This window comes from Roseomonas sp. F4, from assembly GCF_053891155.1.
Genome location: NZ_JBSSHK010000004.1, coordinates 402,802 through 422,239 on the forward strand (window position 1 = coordinate 402,802; position 19,438 = coordinate 422,239).

General features: G+C 69.8%; 15 protein-coding genes. 8 read left to right on the top strand and 7 right to left on the bottom strand.

Annotated elements, in window-relative coordinates; all coding sequences use genetic code 11:
* Nucleotides 1-38: 38 nt before the first annotated feature.
* Genes msrP through ACVFYP_RS18375 form a run of 3 tightly spaced genes read right to left on the bottom strand, consistent with a single transcriptional unit; the run spans nt 39 to nt 3,599 of the window.
* The gene (gene msrP / locus ACVFYP_RS18365; RefSeq protein WP_499201650.1) at nt 39-1,028 is read right to left on the bottom strand and encodes a protein-methionine-sulfoxide reductase catalytic subunit MsrP; all 990 of its coding nucleotides are present in this window, start codon (nt 1,026-1,028) and stop codon (nt 39-41) included.
* A 49-nt stretch (nt 1,029-1,077) separates the two neighbouring features.
* The gene (locus ACVFYP_RS18370; RefSeq protein ID WP_499201651.1) at nt 1,078-2,508 is read right to left on the bottom strand and encodes an ArnT family glycosyltransferase; all 1,431 of its coding nucleotides are present in this window, start codon (nt 2,506-2,508) and stop codon (nt 1,078-1,080) included.
* Entirely contained in the window at nt 2,505-3,599 is a 1,095-nt protein-coding gene (locus ACVFYP_RS18375) for a glycosyltransferase (protein WP_499201652.1), read from the bottom strand. The genes ACVFYP_RS18370 and ACVFYP_RS18375 overlap by 4 nt, the downstream gene beginning before the upstream one ends.
* A 227-nt stretch (nt 3,600-3,826) precedes the next feature.
* Here ACVFYP_RS18375 and ACVFYP_RS18380 point away from each other — a divergent pair, with 227 nt between their 5' ends.
* Nucleotides 3,827-5,524 carry an ATP-binding protein gene (locus tag ACVFYP_RS18380; RefSeq protein ID WP_499201653.1) on the top strand — a complete coding sequence of 566 codons (1,698 nt, stop codon included), beginning with the start codon at nt 3,827-3,829 and terminating at the stop codon, nt 5,522-5,524.
* Nucleotides 5,525-5,795: 271 nt separating this feature from the next.
* Nucleotides 5,796-9,998, top strand: coding sequence for an EAL domain-containing protein (locus tag ACVFYP_RS18385; protein ID WP_499201654.1), 4,203 nt, complete (start codon nt 5,796-5,798; stop codon nt 9,996-9,998).
* A 27-nt stretch (nt 9,999-10,025) separates the two neighbouring features.
* On the opposite strand, the gene nhaA is transcribed toward ACVFYP_RS18385, so the two are convergent.
* Both nhaA and ACVFYP_RS18395 read right to left on the bottom strand, forming a co-directional pair.
* Entirely contained in the window at nt 10,026-11,231 is a 1,206-nt protein-coding gene (gene nhaA, locus ACVFYP_RS18390) for a Na+/H+ antiporter NhaA (protein WP_499201655.1), read from the bottom strand.
* A gap of 178 nt (nt 11,232-11,409) precedes the next feature.
* The gene (locus ACVFYP_RS18395; protein ID WP_499201656.1) at nt 11,410-12,201 is read right to left on the bottom strand and encodes an SDR family oxidoreductase; all 792 of its coding nucleotides are present in this window, start codon (nt 12,199-12,201) and stop codon (nt 11,410-11,412) included.
* Nucleotides 12,202-12,330: 129 nt separating this feature from the next.
* Between ACVFYP_RS18395 and ACVFYP_RS18400 the strand changes: the two genes are divergently transcribed.
* From ACVFYP_RS18400 to ACVFYP_RS18425, 6 genes are all read left to right on the top strand, one after another.
* A complete protein-coding gene (locus tag ACVFYP_RS18400) occupies nt 12,331-13,344 on the top strand; it encodes a Bug family tripartite tricarboxylate transporter substrate binding protein (protein ID WP_499201657.1) in 1,014 nt (337 codons plus the stop codon).
* A gap of 24 nt (nt 13,345-13,368) precedes the next feature.
* A complete protein-coding gene (locus tag ACVFYP_RS18405; protein WP_499201658.1) occupies nt 13,369-13,836 on the top strand; it encodes a hypothetical protein in 468 nt (155 codons plus the stop codon).
* Nucleotides 13,837-13,848: 12 nt separating this feature from the next.
* On the top strand, nt 13,849-15,360 hold the full coding sequence (locus ACVFYP_RS18410; protein ID WP_499201659.1) for a tripartite tricarboxylate transporter permease: 1,512 nt from the start codon (nt 13,849-13,851) through the stop codon (nt 15,358-15,360).
* A gap of 64 nt (nt 15,361-15,424) precedes the next feature.
* On the top strand, nt 15,425-15,940 hold the full coding sequence (locus ACVFYP_RS18415) for a hypothetical protein (RefSeq protein ID WP_499201660.1): 516 nt from the start codon (nt 15,425-15,427) through the stop codon (nt 15,938-15,940).
* Nucleotides 15,941-16,029: 89 nt separating this feature from the next.
* The gene (locus ACVFYP_RS18420; protein ID WP_499201661.1) at nt 16,030-17,196 is read left to right on the top strand and encodes a glycosyltransferase 61 family protein; all 1,167 of its coding nucleotides are present in this window, start codon (nt 16,030-16,032) and stop codon (nt 17,194-17,196) included.
* A gap of 21 nt (nt 17,197-17,217) precedes the next feature.
* Nucleotides 17,218-17,685 (top strand): MaoC family dehydratase, encoded by a 468-nt coding sequence (locus ACVFYP_RS18425; protein ID WP_499201662.1) that lies wholly within the window; start codon nt 17,218-17,220, stop codon nt 17,683-17,685.
* Here ACVFYP_RS18425 and ACVFYP_RS18430 read toward each other — a convergent pair.
* Complete coding sequence (locus tag ACVFYP_RS18430; protein WP_499201663.1) at nt 17,662-18,681, bottom strand: Gfo/Idh/MocA family protein; 1,020 nt, start codon at nt 18,679-18,681, stop codon at nt 17,662-17,664. The two genes, ACVFYP_RS18425 and ACVFYP_RS18430, sit on opposite strands and share 24 nt — an antisense overlap.
* Nucleotides 18,678-19,418 carry an enoyl-CoA hydratase/isomerase family protein gene (locus ACVFYP_RS18435; protein WP_499201664.1) on the bottom strand — a complete coding sequence of 247 codons (741 nt, stop codon included), beginning with the start codon at nt 19,416-19,418 and terminating at the stop codon, nt 18,678-18,680. Before ACVFYP_RS18435 ends, ACVFYP_RS18430 begins: the two co-directional genes overlap by 4 nt.
* Nucleotides 19,419-19,438 lie beyond the last annotated feature (20 nt).

Genomic DNA, 19,438 nt, shown 5'->3' on the forward strand with positions numbered 1-19,438 from the left:
CGCCAGGGCTGCGATCAGCAGAAAACTTCCGAGGAATTTCAGGCGTAAAGCCTCTCATTCTGAAGGTTGGTGTAAAGTCCGGCGACGAAATCGCCGTAGCCGTTGAACATGCGCGTCGGCACCCGTTCATTGCTGCCGATCAGCCGTTCCGTCGCCTGGGACCAGCGGGGATGGGGCACCTGAGGGTTCACATTGGCCCAGAAGCCGTATTCGCTGGCCTGCAAGGTCTCCCAGAAGGAAACCGGGCGCTGGTCCGTCAGGGTGATGCGGGCGATCGACTTGCCGGATTTGAAGCCATATTTCCACGGGAAGACCACGCGGAACGGCCCACCATTCTGCGGCGGCAGCGGGCGGCCGAACAGGCCGACCGGCATGAAGGTCAGCTCATTGGCCGCCTCCTCGATGGTGCAGCCCTCGATATGCGGCCAGGGGTACCAGGACTGCCGCAGCCCGGTCATCACCTCCGGCTTCTGCGCCGTCTCGAAGCGCACGTATTTCGCTGAGCCGAGCGGCTTCACGATGTCCAGCAGCTTGGAAAGCTGGAAGCCGGTCCAGGGCACCGTCATGCCCCAGGCTTCGACGCAGCGCAGGCGATAGACGCGCTCCTCCAGCCCGATGCGGCGGATCAGGTCGTCCACGTCGAATTCGCCGGGGCTTTCGACCATGCCCTCGACCTTCACGGTCCAGGGCCGGGTCGGCATTCTGAGCGCGGTGCTCCAGATGCCCTTGTCGCTGCCGAATTCGTAGAAGTTATTGAAGGTGACGGCGTCCCGCTCGGGCGAGATGGCGCGATCCGCCGGGTAGCGGGTGTTGCGCATGGCGGGCGGCAGGTCGGGGATTTCGGCCGGCAGGCGGGTCCAGGGGTCGGCGGGTTCGCTGCGGCGCCAGAACTGGGCCTTGGCGACGCTGGGCGCGAGCATCGCCCCGGCGCCGGCGGCGGCCATCAGGGCGCGGCGGCCCAGCACCAGATGTTCGGGGGTCGCCTGGCTTTCCGGGATCTCCCAGCCGCGCGGTCGCTTGATCAGCATGGTGGTCTCCGCCTTGGGGTCTCTAAGCTTCGTGCGACCCCGCCTTCCGTCAAGGACGGGGAAGGATCGCGGAGGGTGGCAGGCCCGGTCGCGACTCGATCCGGAAGACGCGATAGCGCTCCGCCTCGATGCCCCGCCGGCTGCGCGACAGGCTATGCCCAACCGGCTCGGCTCCGGGCCAGTCAGGCGCGCTGTCCCTTCTTTCGCTTTGCACCAACACCCCGGTTACGCCCGGCACGGGGCGCGGAAGATTAAAAAGCGCCCATCGGGGATTCAGCGCCACCACCGGGATGCCCGGCGGCAGGTTCAGGGCGAGCTGCGCGGCCAGGCCGTATTCCTCCGCCGCCACGAAGCTGGCGCCCTGGGTGCGCCGTTCGGCCTCCACCGCCTGGGCCAGCTCCGGCCAGCCGCCGAGCCGTGCCAGGGTCGGGTCCTGCCGCCGGCCGAGCGGCAGCGGCGCGAAGGCCGCCTGGATATAGACCGCCAGCGCCAGCACGGCGCCAAGCCCCACCGCCGGCCGCTGCCAGCGATGCAGACGCGGCGGCAGGAAGGCGGCGGCGGCGAGGCAGGCGGCGGGGTAGAGGATGGCGGGCCAATTGCCCTGCACCCGGCTGCCGGTCGCCTGCCACAGGAACAGCGCCACGCCCGGCAAGACCAGGGCGGCCAGCAGGCCCGCCGCCGCATCGCCCCGCCACCAGCGGCGCGCCGCCACAGCCACGCCGACGACGCAGAGCAGAAAGACCAGCGGCGTCGCCAGGCCGATCTGCCCGCCGATCAGCTCCCCCAGATAGCGCAGGGTGAAACCCGCCTCATCCGTCCCGGCCCGCCCGCCCTGCTTGGCGAAGGAAGCCCAGTCGTTCCGCGCGTTCCACAGCACCACCGGCAGGAAGACCAGCCCGGCGAGCGCGCCGCCGGCATAAAGCCGCCAGTCCCGCCACCAGCGCCAGGCGTCGCGGCTGCCCACCAACCACAGCACCACGCCGGCGCCCAGCAGCACGGCCGTGTATTTGGAGAATAACGAAAACCCCGCCAGCAGCCCGAAGGCCAGCCACCAGCGCCCATCCTGCGTCGCATGCAGCCGGGCCAGCGCCCAGAGCGCGGCGGTCCAGAACACCAGCAGCGGCAGGTCCGGCGTCACCAATATGCCGCCGACACCGACCAGCAGCGTCGCGTTGAACAGCAGCGCCGCCCAGAAACCCGGCTTCCGGTCCGGAAACAGCGCATCCCCGGCACGGGCCAGCAAAAGGGAGGCGATGGCGAGCGCAATCGGCCCGATCAGCCTGATTCCGAAAGCATTCTCCCCGGCCAGCAGCGTGCCGGCGCGGATGAACCAGGCGACCATCGGCGGATGGTCCAGATAACCGCCCTGAAGCGTGCGGGACCAGACCCAGTAATAGGCCTCGTCGGGCGCCAGCGGCACCAGCGCCGCGACGCCCAGCCGCAGCGCCGTCACCCCCAGCAGCAGCCAGGCCAGGCTCATCGGGCGCGCCAGACCAGGGTGGAGGAGACGGCATAGTTCCACACGACGGTGATCAACGCCCCGGCCGCCCCGGCCGCGCCCCAGGCCAGCAGCCCGTCCCGCACGAGAAGCCCGGCAATGCCGACATTCGCCGCCGCGCCGATGCCGCAAACCAGGTAGAACAGTGCCAGCCCGCGCCACAGCGCCGCCCCGCGCAGCCGTGCGTCGCGATAGGTGATGCGGTTGTTCAGCACGAAATTGGCGGTCATCGCCACGAAGGTCGCGGCCCATTGCGCCGGCCCGAAGCCCAGCGGCCCGACCAGCAGGGCCAGCGCCAGCATATGCACCAGCAATCCGATCGCCCCGACCGCCGCGAAGGCGACGAAGCGCAGCGGCACCGCGCCGCGCGTGGCCTTGTCCAGCAGCAGCCCGCCGAATTCCAGCAGCACCGTGGCGTCCAGCTTGCTCTCCCCCGCCTGGCGGGAGCGGAAGCTGTAGGGCAGCTCCGCCACCACCAGCTTCCGACGGGCCGAAAGCAGGATATCGAGCAGGATCTTGAAGCCGCGCGCGGCCAGCCGCGGCGCCACCTCCTCCACCAGGTCGCGCCGCAGCAGGAAGAAGCCGCTCATCGGATCGGCCACCTTCACAGGCAGTAGCAGCCGCGCCAGCGCCGCGCCACCTTCGGAAAGCGCGCCGCGGGCGGCGGAAAATCCGCCCTCCGCCGCGCCGCCGGCGACGTGCCGGCTGCCGATGGCGATATCGGCACCGCCTTCCACCGCCGCCAGCATGGCCGGCAGGATGGTCTCGTCATGCTGAAGGTCGCCATCCATCACCGCCACGAAGGGTGTGGAGACGGACAGGAATCCCTCGATGCAGGCCGAAGCCAGCCCGCGCCGGCCAATTCGGCGGATGCAGCGGATGCGCGGATCGGTCGCGGCGATGGCGCGGACGGCCGCGGCCGTGCCATCGGGGCTGTCGTCATCGACGAACACGGCCTCCCACGCCAGGCCGGCCAAAGCGGCGTCGAGCCGCGCGACCAGGGGGGCGACGTTGGCGGCCTCGCCATAGACGGGAATGATGACGGCCAGGCGGGCAGGCAGGGTGGCGTTCACCGGCGCCCTCCTACAGCAAGATCGCCAGCGATGAAATCGGTGCGGCGGCGGAGTCACCCGACGTTACAGGCGCTCAACCATAGCGTGCGGGGGGTCATTTCACCCCGGGCGTAAGAAGGTTAATGTCGCCGCCATGATGCCATCGGCGCCTCGACAGGACAGGACCGCGTGCCCGACCACAGGTCGGATGCGATAACGGCGTGATACGGCCTTTCCGGATCCTGCCCTTGCGCCGGCCGCGAGGTCTCTGGTTGCTGCGCGCCGCGGCCATCCTGTTGCCCTTGGCGGCCCTGATCGCCGTGGGCTTCGGTATCTACCGTTCGACGGAACAGGCGGCGCGCGGGCGGGTGCAGCGGGTGGCGGACATGCTGCACGAACACGCGCTACGCGCCTTCGAGGCACAGGAACTGACCATCGCGGCGGTCGAACAGCGCATGTCCGGTCTGGACTGGGACTCGGCGGCGCGGGACCCCGGGCTCTACGACTTTCTGCGCGTGCTGGATGCGGTGAATCACAGCTCCGGCGGCATCGCCCTGGTCGATCCACGCGGGCTGCTGGTGATGTCCTCCGCCCGCCCGCTCAATGCGGTGCCGCGCGATGTCGCCGGCCAGGACTTCGTCGCCGCCCTGCCGGCGGGGTCCGCCATCCGCGATGCGCCCTTCATCAGCCAGGTGATCCGGGAGGCCGATACCGGGATGCTGGCCTTCTCCCTGGTGCGGCCGCGCGCCCGGCCGGATGGGCTCAGCGATGGGGGCGCCGTCCTCGCGGCGCTCTGGCCAGGGAGTTTCCAGTCCTTCTATCGCAGCATCCTGGAGACTCCGGGCGATTCGGTAACGCTATTCCGGCTGGATGGTGCCCTGCTGGCCGCCGTGCCGCCGCCGGCCTCGCCCGAGGGCGCCGCCCTGCCGCGCGGCGCGGGAGATGTGCTGCGGGCCATGCGGCGGGGCCAGGTGGCCACGATGCGCGGCCCCTCCCCCTTCGATGGCGAAGCGCGGCTGACCGCCTTCCGCCGGGTGGCGCGGCACGACATAGGCGTCGCCTATGGCCTGTCGGAACAGGCGCTGCGGCGCGAATGGCTGCGGCGCATGCTGGGACCGGTGGTCGGCGCCACGCTCGGCATGGCGCTGCTGCTGGCCGCGACTTGGCAGGCGGAGCGCGCCATGCGCAACCGCAGCCTCGCGGAGGCCCGGGCGCGCGGCGCCGAACGGCAGGCGACGCTCGGCCTGCTCGCCGGCGGACTGGCGCATGATTTTGGCAATATCACCCAATCCGTGGTCGCCGCCGCCCGGCTGCTGGACCGCCATGCGGAGGATACGGTGCGGGTGCGGCAGGTGGCGAGCCACCTCGCCCGCCACGCCGAACGCGCCACCGCCCTGGCGCGCCGCCTGCTGGACACCACCCGTCGCGCCGACCCCGCCACGCTGTCGAATGCCCCGCCCGTCGATGTCAGCGCTTCGCTGCAGGAACTGACGGCGCTGCTGGATGCCACGCTCGGCGCCGGCATCCGGGTGCGCTGCGAGGCGCCGAGCGGACTGCGCAGCGCGCCGGGCCTGGACCGGGCGGAGCTGGAGACGGCGCTGATCAACCTCGCGGCCAATGCGCGGGACGCCATGCCGGCGGGCGGGGAGGTACGGATCATGGCCCAGCGGCTGACCATTCCGCCGCAGCCGGACGGTGTGACCGGCCTGTTGCCGGGTGCCTATCTGCGTATTTCCGTGAGCGATTCCGGCCAGGGAATGGCGCCCGAAGTGCTGGCCCGGCTGGGAGAACCCTTCTTCACGACCAAGCCGGAGGGGCGGGGCACGGGGCTCGGACTGGCCATGGTGGCGGCCTTCCTGCGCCGGGCCGGCGGCGCGCTGACGGCCGAAAGCGCGTCCGGGCGCGGCAGCACCGTCCATCTGCTACTACCCGCCCAGTCGTCATAGGACCTTTCCCGCCGGGAAGGCGACCAAGGGAACCAGAAGCGAAGCCGATGCCTACTTGTTACCCAGCGGAAAAGCGTCGCCAGGCGCGCCCGCAAACCCATTGTCCACAGGCTGACAGGGCACGCAGCTTCACAATTCCTCCCACTCTTGTCGGGCATTTGCCTTCCTAGGCGGGGAATTATGTTGTCTGATACCACCCTGAGTTGTCAGACGTTGGACGTCACCACCAGGACGAGAAGCGAGAGACGCATTGCCTCCGGCCGGTCTGCCTGTGAATGAGACGGAACGCCTGAAAGCGCTACATGCGACCGGCATTCTCGATACCCCGACCGATGCGCGGTTCGATGCTTTCGCACGGCTTGCCGCCCATCTGGCCGGCACCCCCATGGCGCTGGTCTCCCTGATCGATGCGGACAGGCAGTGGTTCAAGGCGGCGATCGGCCTGGACCTGCGGCAGACCCCGCGCCGTACCTCCTTCTGCGCCCATGCCATCCTGGACCCCGATGCGGTGATGGTGGTGGAGGATGCGGCGCAGGATCCGCGTTTCGCCGACAACCCGCTGGTATTCGGCCCGCCCCATATCCGCTTCTACGCCGGGGCGCCGATCATCGACCGTGATGGCCATGCGCTGGGCACGCTCTGCGTGCTGGATCGGGAGCCGCGGCAGATGTCAGCCGCGGCGGCCGATGCCCTGGCCGATATCGCGCAGGGCGTCGCGGCGGCGATCGAGCTGCGCGGCAGCCTGGAATCAGCCCAGTCGGCGGCGCTGCGCGACCCGCTGACCGGGCTGGCCAACCGCCCCCTGTTCGAACAGCGGCTGGAGGAGGCCATCGCCCAGGCCCGGGCGCCGGATGGGCACGGCTTCGCCGTGTTCTGCCTGGACCTGGACCGCTTCAAGGCGGTGAACGACCTGCTGGGCCATGCCGGCGGCGACGCTCTGCTGCGGGAGGCGGCACGGCGGCTGATGGCCTCGGTGCGCGATGCCGATACGGTGGCGCGACTCGGCGGTGACGAATTCGCCGTCATCCTCTCCGGCCCCGTGACGCATGGCGAGGCCGATGCCCTGGCCGTGCGGCTGATCGAAGCGCTGAGCGCGCCCTTCGAATATGCGGGCCAGCCGGTGCCGATCCGCACCTCCGTCGGCTATGCGCTGGCGCCCGCCGACGGGCTGGATGCGGATGCGCTGCTGCGGCGCGCCGACAACGCGCTCTATGCGGCGAAGAACCACGGCCGCGGCCGGCAGATGCGCTTCGACCCGGCCATGGAGGGCCAGCTCGCTGGCCGCCAGGCGCTGGAGCGGGATCTGCGCGCCGCGCTGGCGCATGGCGCCTTCCGCTTCGACTGGCAGCCCGTCGCGGATGCGCGGACGGGGCGGATCGTCAGCTGCGAGGCGCTGCTGCGCTGGGACCGCCCCGGCTTCGGGCCGGTTTCCCCGGCCGTCTTCGTGCCCATCGCGGAAGCCTGCGGCCTGGGCGGCATGCTGGATGAATGGGTGCTGCGGGAGGGTTGCCGCCAGGCCGCGGCTTGGCCGCATCAGCTCAAGGTCGCGTTGAACGTCTCCGCCTCCCGCTTCCATCTCGGCGGGCTGGCCGGGCTGGTCTCCGCCATGCTGCGTGATTCCGGCCTGGCACCGGACCGGCTGGAGCTGGAGGTGACGGAGGGCACCCTCATCAAGGATGAGGCCGCCGCCGCCGTGACGATCGAGGAGCTGCACGTGCTCGGCGTGCGGGTGGCGCTGGATGACTTCGGCACCGGCTATTCCTCGCTCGGCTATCTGCACGCCCTGCCGCTGGACAAGGTGAAGCTCGACCGGTCCTTCATCCTGGGCGTCGAGGGCAATGACAAGGCGCGCAACGTCATCCGCGCCGTGCTGCAGCTTTGCCGCGGCCTGGGCATCAAGGCCTGTGCGGAGGGGGTAGAGACGCAGGCGCAGCTCGACTTCCTGCGCGCCGAAGGCTGCGATCTGATCCAGGGCTATCTGATCGGCCGCCCGGCCCCGACGCCCCCGGTGCCGGACGCCGCGCCCGATGCGCCCTCCGCCTGGATCCTGCCGCCCCGGCCGGAGATCCTCGCCGCCCCGAGCCGCGCCGCCCCACGTCAAAGCTGGGCCCGGGGCGTGCGGCTGCGCTGGGCCGGGCTGGCGATGCTGGCGCTGATCCCGATGCTGGGCTTCTCCACCTGGCTGCTGGAGACCGAGGCGCGCGACCGCATCGCCGCCGCTGAGAGCCAGGCCGCCGAAGTGGCTCAGCGCGGCGCGCGGGAGGTGGATGCGCTGGTCGAGCAGGCACAGGCACTGCTCGGCGCGCTGTCCCGTCTGCCGGCGGTGCAGGACAGCCTCCGCGACGGATCAGGCGCCGAGGCCTGCACCAATGTTCTGCGGGAAGTGTCGGACGGCGCGCTCTGGCTGCTGTCGCTGACGACGATGCGCCCCGATGGCTGGAGCGTCTGCAGCAGCCGCGGCGGCCCTCCGGTGAATCTGGGGGAGCGTCCCGGCATCCAGCAGATGCTGCGGGAACGGCGGGATGTGCTGTCCGGCCTGACCCGGCCTGCCACGGGCGACGGGCCGCCGGCACTGTATGTGGGGCGGCCGATCCCGGGTGAAGACGGTGAGATCGCGGGCATGATGACCGCGGGCCTCGACGTCGGCTGGCTCATGCGGCGCCTCACCGCCAGCGCCCCCGCCTCCTTCCGCATCGGCCTGATCGATGGCGAAGGGCGACTGGTCGGGCTGCATCTGCCGGATGTCGATGCGGCGGAGCTGGCGAATTGGCGGACAGGCAATGATGTCGCGGCCAATCCCGTGGTGCGGGCCGCACTGGCGGCCAATGGGCCGGGCAGTGTGCGCGCGCCGATGCGCGATGGCGCCGATGGGATCTTCACCTTCGCGCCGCTCGGGCTGGGTGGCGCGCGCGTCATCGTCGGGGTGGATGAGGCGCTCCTGCTCGGCCCGGTGAATCAGCGGCGTCTGCTGTCCTATCTGCTGATGGGCATTGGTGGGCTGGCCCTGGTTGGCCTGGTGCTGGTGCTGGGCGAGGTGCTGGTGCTGCGGCCGATCCGCCGGCTCGGCCACACCGTGGACCGGCTGGCCGATGGCGACCTGTCGGCCCGGGTCGGATTGGGCACGGGCATCGCGACGCCGGAGCTGACGGCGCTGGCCAGCCGCCTCGATTTGATGGCCGCGCGCCTGGCTGCGGCGCTGGAGACGGCCCGGGCGGCGAGCGCGGTGAAGTCGCGCTTCCTCTCCGCCGCCAGCCACGAGCTGCGCACACCGTTGAATGGCATCCTGGGCTGGGCGCAGCTGATGCTGCGCGACCGCACGCTTGGGCCCGACCATCGGGAGCAGGTCCGCACCATCGCCGAGGCCGGGGAGCATCTGGCCGGCGTGGTCGGCCGGCTGCTGGAGATCAGCACCATCGAGGCCGGCCGCGCGGAAGCACCACGGTTGGAGCCGACGGACGCGGCCGCGCTCGCCAGGTCCTGCGTCGATCTGCTGCGGCCCTCGGCCGACCAGAAGGGGCTGTCGCTGCGCATCGAGGTGGCGGCGGACGTGCCCCGCGCGGTGCTGATGGACAAGGCGCGGGTGCGGCAGATCCTTCTCAACCTGCTGGGCAATGCGGTGAAGTTCACCGAGGCGGGCGGCGTCACGCTGCGCGTCTTCCGCCCGCTGGAAGGCCGTCTGCGCTTCGATGTCAGCGACACCGGGCCGGGCGTGTCACCCCGGCTGAACGGCCGCCTGTTCCAGGATTTCGTGCGTCACGATCCGGATGGAAAGGGCGTGGCGGGGTCGGGGCTGGGGCTGGCGGTCTCCGCCCGTTTCGCGGCGCTGCTCGGCGGCCAGATCGAATACGAGCCGGGGCCGGACGGCCGCGGCAGCCTGTTCTGGTTCGAGCTGCCGGCACCCGCAGTGGCCGCGGCGGAGGCCACGCCGTCCTCCGGCTCCACCATGATGGGCCGCGTGCCGGCACCCCTGGTGCTGCCCGAATTGCGGCCGACCGCCCCCGCCAATGCGGAAACCCCTCCCCCCGCCACGACGCCTCCGGCGCCCGCTGACGCACGGCGGGGTTTGCGCATCCTGGCCGCGGATGACGTGGCGGCGAACCGGTTGCTGCTGCGCGCGACGCTGGAATCGGTGGGCCACCGGGTGGAGCTTGTCGCGGATGGCGCCGCGGCGGTGGAGGCGGTGGCGCGTTCGGGCGGCTGCTATGACGCGGTGCTGATGGATGTGCAGATGCCGGGAATGGACGGGCTGGAAGCCACTCGCCGCATCCGCGCCCTGCCCGGCCCGATTAGCCGCGTGCCGATCCTGGCCGTGACCGCCGGCGCCTTTCGCGAGGATATCGAAGCCTGCCAGGCGGCCGGCATGGACGGCCATGTGGAAAAGCCGATCCGCGTCGCGACCCTGGAACAGGCCCTGGCCGAGCTGGTCGGGCCGATCGACGCCATCGCGGAGGCGGCGCGCAGGGCCTCCGCCTGACCGGCGCAATCCAGGATACGCCCGCCGTCAGGCGCGCGCGGTCTTTGGCGCAGGGACGCGACGGGGCGCCAGTCGCAGCAGCAGGAAGCCCAGCGCGCCGGCCATCGCCGATCCCATCAGGATGCCGATCTTCACATTGTCCTGCAGCATGGGGGCATCGGCGAAGGCCAGCAGGCCGATGAACAGGCTCATGGTGAAGCCGATGCCGCAGAGCAGCGCGATGCCCAGCAACTGTGTCCAGCTCGCGCCCATCGGCAGCTCCGCCAGGCCGGTGCGGATGGTCAGGGCGGCGAAGCCGAAGACACCGATCAGCTTGCCGAGGAACAGGCCCATCGCCACGCCGAGCGTCAGGTTGTTGCCCAGCGTGGCCAGGGTGACGCCGGCGAAGCTCACCCCGGCATTGGCGAAGCCGAAGATTGGGATGATGAGGAAGGCGACCCAACGGTGCAGCGCATGTTCCAGTTGGTGCAGCGGGGAATGCAGGTCGTCCGGCGCGCCGGGGGCCGGGCGCAGCGGAATGGTGAAGGCCAGCAGCACGCCCGCCACCGTGGCATGCACGCCCGAGCGCAGCACCAGCACCCAAAGCACCGCCCCCAGCAGCAGATAGGGCCAGAGCTTCATCACCCCGCCGCGGTTCATCGCCATCAGCACCACGATCACCGCCGCCGCCAGACCGAGGTCGAGCAGCGAGATATTGCCCGTGTAGAACACCGCGATGATGGCGACGGCGCCGAGGTCGTCGATGATGGCGAGCGCGGTAAGGAAGACCTTCAGCGAGGTCGGTACGCGCGAGCCCAGCAGGGACAGAACACCAAGCGCAAAGGCGATGTCGGTCGCCGCCGGAATCGCCCAGCCGCGCGCGGCGATGGGGTCGGCGGCGTTGAAGGCCAAGTAGATCAGCGCCGGCACGACCATGCCGCCCAGTGCCGCGATGCCCGGCAAGGCGCGGCGGGACCAGGTGGAGAGCTGGCCGTCCAGCACCTCCCGCTTGATCTCCAGCCCCACCAGCAGGAAGAAGACGGCCATCAGCCCGTCATTGATCCAGTGCAGCAGCGACAGCGGGCCGAGATAGGCGCTGAGCGCGCCGAAATAGCTGGGCGCCAGGGCGGAATTGGCGACGATCAGCGCCAGCACGGCCGCCCCCATCAGCACGAGGCCGCCAGAGGCCTCGCCATCCATGAAGCTCCGCAACATCGAGAAGGGGCGGCGCGGATTTGGGCGGGTCTCGGCCATGCGTCTGCGTGTCCCTCATGCGGTCTTGGGAGGCGGCCGGGGCAAATGGCGGGCGAAGCCATCGCGCGCCACCCCGGACGGCCTCCTCCGCGCTTTGGCGCGGCATGGCCGGGGAGTTACCGGGTTATGGCCAAATAGCAACAAAAGCCGGCGTGTTCGGCAGCGGGCCGTGGCGCGCCTACAGCAGGCCGCGCGCGATCCCGCCATCCACATTGACCGTCTGGCCGGTCACATAGGCGGCGCGCGGGCTGGACAGCCAGACCACCATCACCGCCACCTCCTCCGCCGTCGCGAAACGGCCGATGGGGATCTCGTGGGCGAATTCGGCGATCACCTCCTCCACCGCGCAGCCGCGCTCCGCCGCCAGCTTCGCGGCGCGGTCCTGCCACAGCCGGGTCAGGGTGCGGCCCGGGGCGACGCAGTTCACCCGGATGCCCTCTCCCGCATATTCGCCGGCCAGGGTCTTGGTCAGACCGAGCAGCCCGGCCTTGTGGACGTTCGAGACGATCTGGTTCGGATAGGGCATGCGGGATGCTGCCGCGCCGAGCAGCACCACGGATGGCGCCTGGCCCAGGCGCAGCAGCGGCAGGGAGGCTCGCACCGCCCGCACCGCCGACAGCACGTTGAACTGGTAATTGCCCAGCCAATCGGCATCCGTCAGCGCCTCGAAGCTCGAACGGATGGAGCCGCCGACGGCGTCGACCAGGGCATCCAACCCGCCCCAGCGTGCCTGCGCCGCCGCCGCCAACCGCTCCGCCGCGCCATCCTCTGTCAGGTCGGCGGCCATGCTGGCGGGGGTGCGGCCGCATTCGGCGCCGATGCGCTCCGCCGCCGCGGCGATGGCGTTGGCGTCGCGGGAGGCCATCAGCACCTCCGCCCCCTCCGCCACCAGAAGCTTCGCCGTGGCATAGCCGATGCCGGTGGATGCGCCGACCACCAGCACGCGCCGGCCCTGATATCCAAGATCCATCCCAGCCTCCCCTCGATCGCCGACGCTATGCGCTAAGGCGTTGACTGTCAGCAATAGCCTGTCTAACTGGACTTACGAAGATCAAGAACTGTGCGGCACCCAGAGCCGCCATCCGGGGAGAGATGGGCTATGACCGATTCCATTCATGCGTTTCCGCGCCGTCGCGCGCTGCTGCTGGCGGCCGGTGCCGGCGCCGCGCTGGCAAGCCCGGGCATCGCCCGCGCCCAGAACTTTCCGGAACGCCCGATCACGCTCCTCGTGCCCTTCGCCACCGGCGGCTACAATGACCGCCTGGCCCGCGCCATGGCGCCCTTCGTGCAGAAGCACATCGGCCAGCCGGTGACCGTGGTGAACCGCCCGGGCGGCGGCACCGTGCTGGGCAACACTTTCTATATGCAGCAGCCGGATGACGGCTACATGGTCATGGTCCACTCGGCCGGGCCCTATATCCCGCTGTCGATCCTGACCAGGAATGCCCGCTACAAGGCGGAAGACTTCCACATGATCAACCTGCCCTCCCGCGACCTGACTTTGGCCGCCTGCGCCACCAGCAAGGGCATCAATTCGATCGAGGAGGCGGTGGCGAGCCTGAAGCGCGACCCGCGTAGCCTGTCGATCGGCGTGCAGCCGGCCTCGGCCGACCTGATCAACATGGCGCTGTTCCTGCAGGCGCATGGCATCGACCGGTCCCGCGTCCGCGTAGTGACTTACGACGGCGGTGGTCCGGCGCGCACGGCGACGGCGGGCGGGCATGTCGATATCGGCTTTGTCGGCGGCGAGGGCTTCCTGCCGATCAAGGACCGCATCAGGCCCCTGCTGCTGTTCAGTGACGAGAAGTCCACCGACTACCCGGATGCGCCGCTGCTGACCGACCATGCCCGCGCCAACAACTTCGAGCCGCAGGCTGTCGACGGTTCGCAGCGCGGCTTCGTGGTGCTGAAGCGCTTCGTGGAGGCGCAGCCGGAGCGCTACCGCATCCTGCTGCAGGCGATCGAACGCGCCACCAAGGACCCGGACTGCGTCAGCACGCTCGGCAACCAGCAGCTCGCCACCACCTGGTACGGGCCGGAGGCGTCGAACCGCGCCTATTTGAGCAGCGCCACGCTGATGGAACGCCATGCCGGCCTGCTGCGGCAGGCCTGAACCTCAATGAGCGAGGCGCCGCCAATGCAGGCTGAGACCGTGGGGCGCCGCGTCGCCTGGGCACCCCTGATCCTGGTCACCCTGCTGGCCGGGCTGACCCTGGCCTATCTGCTGGAAGCGCGCGGCGTCTCGCTGGACCCGCAGAACCTGCTGCTGTTGCAGCCCACCGCCTGGCTGGTTCTGCTGCTGTGGGGTGTGTTGGCCATCGGCTTCCTCCGCGCGCCTGTGCTGGCCAGCGATCCCGCGAATGCGGAAACGCCCGGCGACGTGCTGCGCATCCTGGCCATGGTGGCGGCCTTCGGCGGCTTCATCCTGGGGCTGGAGGGTATCGGCTACGACCTTTCCGTCTGGGGCTTCACCCTGGTCGCGCTGATCATCGGCGGGGAACGCAAGCCGCTGCCGCTGCTGATCTTCCCGCCGATCTTCATGGTCGCGGTGATCTACGGCTTCCGTCTTCTGGTCCCCTACCCCTTCCCCACCAGCCTGCTGTAGGGCGCCGCCACCATGATCGACTTCCCCGCCCTCGGCTCGGCCATCGCCCTGCTGAGCAGCTCGCTCGATGCCTGGCTCTGGGTGGTGCCCGGGCTGCTCATCGGGCTGGTCTTCGGCGCCCTGCCGGGTATTTCGGTCTCCATGGCCATGGCGCTGGTGCTGCCGGCGACGCTCTACATGGAGTTCCTGCCGGCCATCATCTTCCTGACCTCGGTCTATACCGGCGCGGGCTTCGGCGGCTCGATCCCGGCGGTGCTGATCAATATCCCCGGCACCTCCTCCGCCGTCGCCACCACCTTCGACGGCTATCCGATGGCCCGGAAGGGCCAGCACAATGAGGCGTTGGGCGTGGCGCTCGTTGCCTCCTGCATCGGCGTGCTGATCTCCTACGTGGTGCTGTTCGTGCTGGTGCAGCCGCTGGCCGAGATCGTGCTGCGTATCGGGCCGTTCGAGATGGCGGCGATCGGCATCTGGGGGCTGGTGCTGTTGGGCTCGATAGGTGGCTCGACCGTCAGCAGAGGGCTGTTCGCGGCGGCGATCGGCGTGCTCTGCGGCACGGTAGGCATGAACACCGCGGGTTATATGCGCGGCGACATGGGCATCAGCTGGCTGCTGGACGGCATCCCCACCATCCCGGCCATGGTCGGGCTGCTGGCGGCGAGCCAGCTTTTCGCCCTGGTGAATGCGAAGTTCATCGTGGAATCGGCCGAGCAGCGCACCATCAGCCTGCGCCGCATCCTGGATGGCGGCATGATCGTGCTGCGCAACCCGCTCACTCAGCTCCGCGGCACCGCCATTGGCGTCTTCGTCGGCGCGGTGCCGGGCATCGGCTCCTCCATCGCCAATCTGATCTCCTATGGCGAGGCGCGGCGCGCGTCGAAGGACCCCGAGAGCTTCGGCAAGGGCAATCCGGAAGGCGTGATCGCGGCGGAAAGCGCCAATAGCAGTTCCGAGGGCGGGTCCATGGCGACCATGCTGGCGCTGGGCATTCCGGGCGGCGGCGCGACGGCGATCCTGCTGGCGGCCTTCGCCATGCACAATGTCATCGGCGGCCCGCGTTTCATGGAGCAGAACCGGGACATCGTCTACGCGATCATCCTGTCCAACTTCGCCCAGGCGCTGGTGCTGCTGGTGATCGGCGCGGCCTTCGTCTTCGTTGCCTCCAACGTGGTGCGGCTGCCGCTGCGCTACCTGATCCCGAGCGTGCTGGTGATGTCCACCATGGGCGCCTTCGCCATCGAGGGGTCCATCGCCGGCCCCATCACCCTGTTCGTCTTCGCCGTGCTGGGCTGGCTGATGTCCCGCTATGGCTTCCCGGTGGCCGCGATCGTGGTCGGCCTGCTGCTCGGCAAGCTCATCGAGACAGAAATGCTGCGCGCCTGGCAGCTTTCGGGCGGCGATGCGGCCTATATCTTCGACTATCCGGTGGCGGTGGGAATCCTGGTGGTGATGATGGTCTCCCTCGGCCTGTCCGTCCGCCGCGACATCCGCCGGCGCAAGGCTTTGAGGGCGGCCGCGGCGTGACGTCATGGTTGACTCGCGCCCGGACGAGGCAAAGAGTTGTTGCTGCGAAGGAGGAGAACCTCAAATGGCCCTGACAGTCGAAGATTTTGCTGCGCAATGCCGCACCGCGCTAAAGGACAACCCCGGCAAGCCCGGTCGGGAGAAGGTCTGCGCCCTCGTGCAGGAGGCGCTGAAGGACCCGGGTTTCGTCGCCGCGGCCATCCCGGAGGGCACGCCGGAGCGCCAGGTGATCTATGAGGACCCGGAGCTGGGCTTCGCCGTCCTCGCCCATGCCTATTCGGATGCCAAGACCAGCAGCCCGCATGACCACGGCCCCTCCTGGGCGATCTATGGCCAGGCGACGGGCGAGACCGTGATGACCGACTATGAATGCCTGGCGCGGCCCGAGGGCATGAAGTCCGGCAAGGCGCTGCGCCTGCGCGACTACACGCTGCGGCCCGGCGATGCCTATTTGTACGAGCCCGGCGACCTGCATTCCCCTCGCCGCGACGGCCCGACCCGGCTGCTGCGGATCGAGGGCGTCAACATGGATCGCGTGAAGCGCCTGCCCTATGTCGAGGTCCAGGCTGCCCAGGCCTGAGGCCGGCTGGCCGGGGCCGCGCGGCCCCGCGCCATGGTCCTCGGCGAGGCTTTCGACTAGCCTCCTCGCGGCAGCGAAGGTGGCCCCACGTGCCTGAAATCGATTGGATTGAGCAGGCTGTTGTCGTTCCCTCCTCCGGTCCAGGGCGCGGCCCTGGCGGCCTGATCGTGGATGGCGGGGTACTGCGGCCGGATGGCTCCCTGGTGGAGCATGGGCGGCATCGCGGCGATCGCATCATGGAGATGCCGCCCGCTGTCCCCGACGCGGCGCTGCCCGTCACCCAGGGCCGCGCCATGTTCGGTGGCTGGCTGCAGCCGCATTTCGGGCATTTCATGGCCTTCAGCATCGGGCGCCTCTGGGCCATCGCGGCGCTGAAGGGCCAGGTGGATGAGGTGGTGTTTCTGCAGTTGCATGGCGTGCGGGGCAATCCAGCGCGCAATCAGCAGCTTGCCACCCCGATCAAGGATGTGCTGGCGCATCTCGGCTTGGGCACCAAGCTGCCATATCGTATCCTGACAGCGCCGGAGCGCTTCGCGCAGTTGGCCGTGCCTGCGCATCTGATCCTGTCCGGGGACGCACCGGACGATCACAAGACCAGCTTCGTCGGCATGCTCAACAGCATGCGGCGCTCGCCCGGCATCCGGAATGGGCTGGTGACGCCCCGCCTCTATGTCTCCCGCCGCCTGTTGCCAGAGGATATGGGCGGGATGCTGTTCGAGGACCTGCTCGAGGAGAACTTGATGGCCGAAGGGTACAGCATCATGTACCCGGAACGCCTGACCATCGCCGAGCAGGTGGCGGTCTATGACTCGGCACGCGATGTCATATTCGCCGACGGGTCGGCGATTCACCTGGGCGTCGGCTTCCTGCGCCGGGAAAATCCGGTCGCGGTGATCGCGCGCCGTCCGGCAACGAACCCGCGGCCGGGCTATCTGATGTCAGCCGGGCTCAGGCGGTCCTGGCTGGTGGATACGGTGGTGGGGGGCGTGGTGACCCTGGATGGCGACAACTTGACGGACCATGCGACGGTGCTGGGCGTCGGCATCCTGGATTTCGCGAAGTTGCGGGATGATCTGGTCGCGGCGGAGCTGATCACCGGCCGGTCCTGGCGCTGCCCATCCCAGCAGGAGCAGCAGGCTGCGATCGACGCCCTGATCGCCGCCCGCAAGGCCGCCACACCAGGCCGCACGGTGCGCCAGGCGACGCGGGAGGAACTGATGGCCGCCAGGCTCAGCCGCCGGCGGCCGCCCGGCTGAGCAATGGCAGGGAGCCCATCCATGAAGATCGACCCGGCACTGCTGCGCTATGAACAGGTCGAGCCTGGCCTGGTGATTGAGACCGGCGGCATCACGGTGACGGAGGCGCATATCATTGCCTTCGCCGGCCTGACCGGGGATTTCTTCGATATCCACATGGACGACGACTATGCGCGCGGCCTGGGCTATCCGGGCCGTGTCGCGCATGGGCTACTGGGATTGGCCCTCTGCGACGGGCTGAAGAACCGTGCGCCCGTGAAGTTTGCCGCCATCGTCTCGCTCGGCTGGCGCTGGACCTTTGCGGGGCCGATCCTGGTCGGTGACCGCATCGCCGCGCGCATCACCGTGCTGTCAAAGCGCGCGACCCGGAACCCCGGGCGCGGCATCGTCACCATGGGGTTCGATCTGCTGAACCAGAAGGGTGAGGTCGTGCAAAAGGGTGAGAACGACCTGATGGTGCATACCCTACAGGTCGACGAAGCCGCCTGACTCGGCGCTGCGCAGAATCGCCTCGATGGCGTGCAGCACGGGCAGGCCGGTGACACCGTCATTCAGGGGCGCGCGGCCTTCGGTGATGGCGGCGCACATCTCGGCGATCATGGCGCGGTGTGGGCCGTGGTCGAAGGCCATGGGGTCGGCACCGCCGCCTCCGGCCATGGCGCCATCGACGATCTCGACCGCCCTGCCCTTCACATGCAGCTCCAGCCGTTCCGCCACCAGCGCCGCGCTGCCGCCGGTGCCGGCGATCTCGACACGTTCGGGATAGCCGGGTTCGGCCACCGTCGTCGCATCCAGCGCGCCGATGGCGCCGCTGGCGAATTGCAGCGCGGCGCTGGCCATGTCCTCCGTATCGATGGCGCGCAGACCGCTGGTCTTCGCCAGCGCGCCGAGGCGCGCCAGGGGGCCGGCGATGTGCAGCAGAAGGTCCAGCGTGTGGATCGCCTGGGTCAGCAGCACGCCACCACCATCCCGCGCTTTCATCCCCCGGCCCGGCTGCGCGAAATAGGCGGCGTCGCGCCACCAACGAATGCTGGCCGAACAGGACAGCAGCGTGCCGAGTTCGCCGTCCGCCACCGCCTGCTTCAGCCGCAGCGCCGCTGGCCGAAAGCGATGCTGGAAAACGACGCCGAGCGTGACGCCGGCGTCGCGCGCCACCTGCACGAGCTGCGCCGCCTCGGCGGCCGTGCGTTCCAGCGGCTTTTCCACCAGCATGTGCTTGCCCGCCGCCGCCGCCGCGCGTGCCACCGGCAAATGCTGGCCCGGCGGTGTCAGAACCAGCACCAAGCCGAGATCCGGCGCGGCGAGCAGCGCCTCCAGGCTATCGAAGACGGGCGCCTTCCAGCGCAGAGCAAAACCCGCGCGACGTTCGGCGCTCGGTGAAAAGCCGCCGATCAGCCGGGCGGTGCCGGCTTCCGCCAAGTCGCGGATCGCCAGCATATGCGGCTGGGTCGCCATGCCCAGCCCGACGACGCCGATGCCGATCATGCCCGTCCCCCTTCGCGTAAAGCCGCCAGGCACAGCACGTTCATCTCGTTCTCATAGGCAAGGCCCGCGGTCAGCGGCGCCTCCAGCGATTGGCGCACCGCCGCTTTCACCGCCTGCACCGCAACAGGTGACAGCGCCGCCAAACGGGCACAGAGCGCATGCGCCGTCTGTTCCAGGGCGTCATCCGGCACAAGCTGTTCCACCAGCCGCAGCCGCAGCGCCTCTGCCCCGTCGATCTGCTCGCCGGTCAGCAGCAGCCGCATGGCCTGGCCGAAGCCCGCCACGCGCGGCAGCATCTGGGAAGCGCCGCCGCCGCCGACCCAGCCGCGCGTCACCTCCGGAAAGCCGATGCGGCTGCTCTCCGCCGCGATGCGAATATCGGCGGCCAAGGCGAGTTCAAAGCCACCGCCCAGCGCCCAACCCTTGATCGCGGCGACAACGGGCTTGCGGATCGCGCGCACTGCCCCCGGATAGTCCGGCCGATGCCGAAAATCCCAGGCGGTCCGAAAAGCCTCGATGGCGCGAAGATCCATGCCGGCGCAGAAGGCGCGTGTGCCTGCGCCGCGCAGCAGCACGGCGCGCACCGCGTCATCTGCATTGATGCGGCGCGCATGATCGGCGAGTTCGGCGGCCATCGTATTGGTGATGGCGTTGTGCTTGGCGGGCCGGTCGAGCGTCAGCACCGCCACGCCTTCCGACACGTCCAGCGTCACCTCTCCGTCCTTGGCCTCCGCCATAGCTTTCCCTCCCGCGCTTT

Bases quoted from the DNA above. Each gene is read 5' to 3' on its own strand.
- ACVFYP_RS18395 (WP_499201656.1), bottom strand. From the start codon at position 12,201: ATGGATCTTGGATATCAGGGCCGGCGCGTGCTGGTGGTCGGCGCATCC.
- ACVFYP_RS18405 (WP_499201658.1), top strand. From the start codon at position 13,369: ATGCAGGCTGAGACCGTGGGGCGCCGCGTCGCCTGGGCACCCCTGATC.
- ACVFYP_RS18400 (WP_499201657.1), top strand. From the start codon at position 12,331: ATGACCGATTCCATTCATGCGTTTCCGCGCCGTCGCGCGCTGCTGCTG.
- ACVFYP_RS18370 (WP_499201651.1), bottom strand. From the start codon at position 2,508: ATGAGCCTGGCCTGGCTGCTGCTGGGGGTGACGGCGCTGCGGCTGGGC.
- nhaA (WP_499201655.1), bottom strand. From the start codon at position 11,231: ATGGCCGAGACCCGCCCAAATCCGCGCCGCCCCTTCTCGATGTTGCGG.
- msrP (WP_499201650.1), bottom strand. From the start codon at position 1,028: ATGCTGATCAAGCGACCGCGCGGCTGGGAGATCCCGGAAAGCCAGGCG.
- ACVFYP_RS18430 (WP_499201663.1), bottom strand. From the start codon at position 18,681: ATGATCGGCATCGGCGTCGTCGGGCTGGGCATGGCGACCCAGCCGCAT.
- ACVFYP_RS18425 (WP_499201662.1), top strand. From the start codon at position 17,218: ATGAAGATCGACCCGGCACTGCTGCGCTATGAACAGGTCGAGCCTGGC.
- ACVFYP_RS18410 (WP_499201659.1), top strand. From the start codon at position 13,849: ATGATCGACTTCCCCGCCCTCGGCTCGGCCATCGCCCTGCTGAGCAGC.
- ACVFYP_RS18435 (WP_499201664.1), bottom strand. From the start codon at position 19,418: ATGGCGGAGGCCAAGGACGGAGAGGTGACGCTGGACGTGTCGGAAGGC.
- ACVFYP_RS18415 (WP_499201660.1), top strand. From the start codon at position 15,425: ATGGCCCTGACAGTCGAAGATTTTGCTGCGCAATGCCGCACCGCGCTA.